Source organism: Cryobacterium sp. MLB-32 (assembly GCF_000738085.1).
Taxonomy (GTDB): Bacteria; Actinomycetota; Actinomycetes; order Actinomycetales; family Microbacteriaceae; genus Cryobacterium.
The window spans coordinates 1-562 of record NZ_JPRS01000518.1; the positions used below are offsets into that span (position 1 = coordinate 1).

1 pseudogene is annotated in these 562 nt (G+C 60.0%); it reads left to right on the plus strand.

The window, feature by feature from the left end:
- Positions 1-312 precede the first annotated feature (312 nt).
- Positions 313-562 (plus strand): annotated as a pseudogene (locus JF66_RS24720) (hypothetical protein); the annotation flags it as partial.

The following is a 562-nucleotide window of genomic DNA, read 5'->3' on the forward strand; positions in this document are numbered from 1 at the left end:
GTGTTGGCTTACACGAGGAATTCTCGCTATCCGAGCGGACTTGTGATTACAATCGGGGCGGTTGCCTTCGTTCTGTTGGGAGTGGCGGCAATTGTGCTTCTTCCGCGCTCTCTCTTAGACGCGTGGGCACCGGGTCTCAGTGCTCAGGAGCGTGGACCGCTGCTTGGGCCGATCAGTCAAGTCGTTCTGTTTGGGTTTGGCGGGCTGATAGCGGTCGTTGGCGTCGGACTGAGCTTGGCCCGACACGGCCAGGAACTTGAGGCTGCCGACCGAGACCGAGGCCGCGCGGATCTTCAACGGCAGACTGCTCTTTTGGATCGCGAGAAGGAGGACTCAAGAAGGGGGGAAGCGAAGAGTCAGGTCAGGATTGATGCCAACCGAACGCTCCGTGGCCGATTCGTAACAGCAGTTGAGTTGTTGAGCGCAAGCGACAGCGCGACGAAGCGAACGGCCGGCATGTACGCTCTTGTGGCGCTCGCCGATGACTGGCAGGCCTTCGGCTCCCGGGAGGAGGTGCAAGTCTGTATAGACGTGCTGTGCGGATATTTGAGGGCACCCTTAG